3 protein-coding genes are annotated in these 4,687 nt (G+C 34.6%); all 3 read right to left on the minus strand.

What is annotated here, in order from left to right; all coding sequences use genetic code 11:
* On the minus strand, positions 1-1,043 hold a 1,043-nt coding region (locus F6K22_RS32630; protein ID WP_293107887.1), incomplete at its 3' end, for a GAF domain-containing protein.
* 511 nt (positions 1,044-1,554) lie between these two features.
* Entirely contained in the window at positions 1,555-2,490 is a 936-nt protein-coding gene (locus F6K22_RS32635; RefSeq protein ID WP_293107889.1) for a tetratricopeptide repeat protein, read from the minus strand.
* A 730-nt stretch (positions 2,491-3,220) separates the two neighbouring features.
* Entirely contained in the window at positions 3,221-4,192 is a 972-nt protein-coding gene (locus F6K22_RS32640) for a tetratricopeptide repeat protein (RefSeq protein WP_293107892.1), read from the minus strand.
* Between the last annotated feature and the right edge of the window lie 495 nt (positions 4,193-4,687).

The raw sequence follows: 4,687 nt of genomic DNA on the forward strand, positions 1-4,687 counted from the left end.
ACACCAAAATGATCGGCTATTTGTTGGGCAAAATCTATTTCATAGTCTTGCCAATGACGGGGACCACTACATTGATGAATGCACAACAAACCCCAAAGTTCCGGTAATTCTCCTTGTTCTCTACTCTTGAGTAGAGGTACAACCAGATTTGCCCGGACTTGAAATCGCTCTAAAATTTCTATATGACAATCACCTAATCCTGCTGCATAGATATCTTCTACTGCTTGTACTCTACCTTGTTGATAGTGAACAGCATATTCTCCCGCGAAACAATGGTCATATACTTTAGCTGCTAGTGCTGAATCCCATTCATCTGCTATATCTTCCGAAACAAATTCTCCTTCCCAGTCTCTTTCTGGATAAAAACGAAATACGGCAACCCGATCTGCTTGAAGTAGTTGACGTACTTCTGTGGCAGTAACCTTGAAAATTTCTTCTAAATCTATAGGTGTACGAATCCTTTTGATTACTCTTGCTAAAGCTTTTTGTTGTTCTACTTGATAATGTGCTGCTTCTAAAAGTTGTGTATTTCTAATAATTACTGTCAAGTTTTGAGCTGTTTTCTGGGCAAACTCAATCTCCAAGTCTTGCCATTTTCGAGGACTGCTACATTGATGAATACAGAGCAGTCCCCAGAGTTCGGGTACAGTTGTTTCTGTTGCCTCATCTTGTTTGAATACAGGAACGACTAAATCAGCTTTTACCTGAAATTCTCGTAATATTTGGGCATAATATTGACTTAGCTGGGTCGCATTAATATCTGCTACTGCTTGAATACCCTCTTCTTGATAGTTAGGAAAGCAGTTATTTTCAACTTTCAGATTTAATAAAGAATTCCAACCATATGTAACATCTTCACAAACAAATTCTCCCCCCCCATCTAATTGAGGATAGAAACGCAATAGGGCCACACGGTCTGTCTTGAGTAATTTTCGTAGTTTTGTAAGTTGAGTTTTGAAAATAATTTCTTGGTCTTGAAAGATAGGAATAGGAGCGATTGCTTCTCCTAATGCTGTTTGATATTGTGTGTTTTGTTGAGACATATTGTGATTGATTTAGTGCTGTTAAACATTTTATCAATTTTTTGGCCAAGTCATTTCAGTTATCAGTTATCAGTTATCAGTACCTCTCTGTGCCTGAAGTCAGAGGCTTGAAATATTGAACTTTATTTCTCAAAGGGAGATTGGATATGGCGAGGTTTCCCGAAGAGTGCAGAGCCGCTCCGAAGTGCGCCATCCCATCCTACTCCAAGCTCCGCAATTCATGTCGCTCCGCGTTTTATGTCGGCGAAAGCCGAAAACGACCACTTTTTCATCCCCTTGAAAGGGGAAGCTTGAGACCTTATTTTTTGGTCATAAGGCCAGAAGCAGGAGGAAGAAATCTTGGGAGAAAATTACATACCTTTTTATTTTACTGCTAGATTTTTAGATATCTGCAAAAAAGAGTGTAGGGACGTTCCATGGAACGTCCCTACAATGGTAAATAGAAAAGAATTATGTAATTTGTGTCGATGTTGATGATTTGCCCCTTTTCAAGATATTCAACTTAATTAAATTAGTTTGTTACCAAGGAAAAATCACTATTAACTTTTCGGTGAATTTCCACAGCTTGTTGATGATAGTTATTTGCTTGTTGCTCTTTCCCTAAATCTTTGTAAACTTTCTCGACTAAGCTCATAGTTTGTATTAAATCCTGACCATATTGAGCAAAAATGCTTCTGTGAAATCCATCTTTTTCTTTATAGTCATAAGTTGCCATTTTTTGAGGATACATATGGTCATGATTTTGCTTTTTCTCTAATTTTGCAACATTATCTCCCATTAATTCTAACCGTTCTAAAGAATTTTCCCAAAGTTCTTGGCGAATATCTAAAGCAAGTTCTAAAAAGGCTTGAGCTTGGCGATTTCTACCGAGGATAAAATATGATTCTCCCATATTATGAAGGGCGGTTGCTTCGTTGATTTTAGTTGTAAATTTATCAATTTTGGCAAATTGATCGAGCTTTTGAAAAATATTTAAAGACTGACGAGAATACTCTAGGGCTTGAGCTGATAATCCGGTTAAATTGTAAATTGTACTAATGTAATTAATTGTTTTACCAATACCTACTATATCTTTTAGTTTCTGAAATATTGTTAGAGCTTTGGAATAACACTGGAAGGCATTAGCATACTCTTTTAACAGATAATAAGTTTCTCCTTGTTCGTTATATATAGCGGCAATTTTGCCTTCATCTCCTATTTTTTGGGCTATTTTTAAGGCGAGTTTTAGATAGTTAAGAGCATTGATGTATTCTCCTATTCTACAGTGAACTAATCCTAGCCGATAGACAATATCAAGTCTTTGTTCAGGACTATTAATTAATTTAGTAATTTCTAAGGCTTTTTGAAATATTTTTAATGCGGTTTCTAGTTCACCTAAACTGTAGAGGCGATCGCCTTTTTGATAGAGATATTTTAATTCATTTTGATGGTTAGGATGAGATTTCATGGTAGTACCCCTGATGAAAGTGAGTTATTTGATTGATGCACGGGTTATACCAGTTTGATAAATGTTTGTTACATTTTCTTGAGTGGGGGAGTAGGGGAGTAGACGTTGCATGCAACGTCCGAGAGGGAGAAGTCAAGACAAAAATAATTAACACGCTCCTGACTAAATAATTATCAAAAAGGTTTCATGCACCCATGTTAATTACTGACTAATTTAAGTGTTACCTAAGTATAGCATTCTTTTTTTCAAAATGGTATAAATCTTATCCATTGCCATTATGACTAAATCCTATTTTTAAGAATCTCATTACCTAACTCTTTATTTGTAATATTATTTGATGCTCCATTTGGTATTTGGTTTCTCAGACTAATGAGGTACACCTATCTTTAATTTCTATTCTATTCCCTATTCCCTGTTTACTGTTCACTGTTCCCTGTTTCCTAAAACAAACGAATGCGCGTACCTTACCAGTCTGGGAATTGTTATTTTAATTATCAAATCAATAATGCTAAATTTTACTACTTTTTTATATGCTTTGACTCTATTAATATTTATGAATCAGTCAATCTCAGACAGATAAAATATTATGTATAAAGGAAAATTTTGAGTAGATATTGGCAACTAGAGAAATAGGGAAATACATCCGAGCGGCTATGGTTAATAATTTTTTTTCCAAAATATTGCTAACTAATCTAGTTACTAATATTAATTAGCGCATCCAGCTATATTTTCAGTTATGATGAGAATGAAATCTCAAATAAAATGGCAAAATATAAACATTGTAGATTGTATATCTATCGCTACAACTTTCCCAAATATTGAGTTTTTGTTGATGGTACTTATCTGCTTTTTTCCATTCGCCTAAGTTATGATACACTTTTTCGATTAAATTCATGGTATTGGCTAAATCTGCTCCATGTTGGCAGATAATACTTTCAGTAAAGTTAATTTTTTCTTGTTGAATTATTTGTCGATTTTGAGGTAATTTTTGAGTGTTTAAGCAAGTATTATGGGAAAGATGATTATCTAAATTATTCTGGGTTTTACTAAAATACCTAAAAGTAACTTGACAAATTTTCTGACGAATAGCTAAAGTAAGTTCCAGGGTTTCTCTCGCTTGGGTATATTGACCAATCCATAAATAAGCTTCTCCTATATTATGAAGGGCTAGAGAAATATTAATTTGGGCAGTTAATTTATCTAATACTGATTTTCTTTCAAATTTATAGAAAATATCCATAGATTTTTGAGAACAGTTAAGACTTTGGTCAAATAATCCTAGTAAGTTATATATTTCCCCCAAATGATTAAGAACTATACCCATACCTACTAAGTTAGAAAAGTTTTGAGAAATTTCTAAAGCTTGAGCATAGTATTTTAAGGCAAGACTATATTCTATAGACAGAGAATAAGTTTCACCAATATCGTTCAAAATCATTACAACCTGATTTTGGTTGCCAACTTCTTTAGCAATATGCAAAGCCAATTTGAGATATTTTAAAGCAAAATTGTAGTTTCCTAAACGGCGATAAACTAATCCTATTCGGTTGAAGATGTGGAGTGCTTGTTCATCAGTTAAGGCAATTTCTAAAGCTTCCTGAAAAGTTTTCAAAGCAGTTTCAAATTTTCCTAGATCGAATAAGCGATCGCCTGTTTGAGATAGTTGTGTTAATTTGGTGGAATCGACATTAGTGCATACCATTGTAGTTTCTCCAGGAGAATACTGTAATTTTTCGGTTGTAAACTTCAGTATTTCTGACGGTGGGGAAGTTATGCAGGTTTTTCATATCAATGCCACTCTCTGACTCAGAAAAGGATAGAGGAGGTTGCGAAAATATTAAATTATAGCAAATTATTCCCTACTCTCCTTATTTCTTAATACCAATTTTATCTATATCATTTCACTTTGCATGACTCACAAATAGTTTCACACTCTAGTGGCGTATCTAGTGTTTAGTTGCAAAAGTTAGTAATATTATTTTTTTCTCAATTTCCTTAGGTTTCAAGCTTTTTTCTTGGCTCAATAAGTATATTAATTTATGCAATTAGACACTAGACTAAAATTGTGGGTGTTTGAGCGAAGACCCAGAAGACCTCTCCCCCAACCCCTCTCCTGCTCCGAGAGGGGAGAAATACTCCCCCAACGCTAGTAGGGAAGGGGGTTGGGGGGTTAGGTTTTTTAACTAACATTTTCAAG

The sequence above is a fragment of the Okeania sp. SIO2F4 genome (assembly GCF_010672385.1).
In the GTDB taxonomy this organism is placed as follows: domain Bacteria; phylum Cyanobacteriota; class Cyanobacteriia; order Cyanobacteriales; family Microcoleaceae; genus Trichodesmium.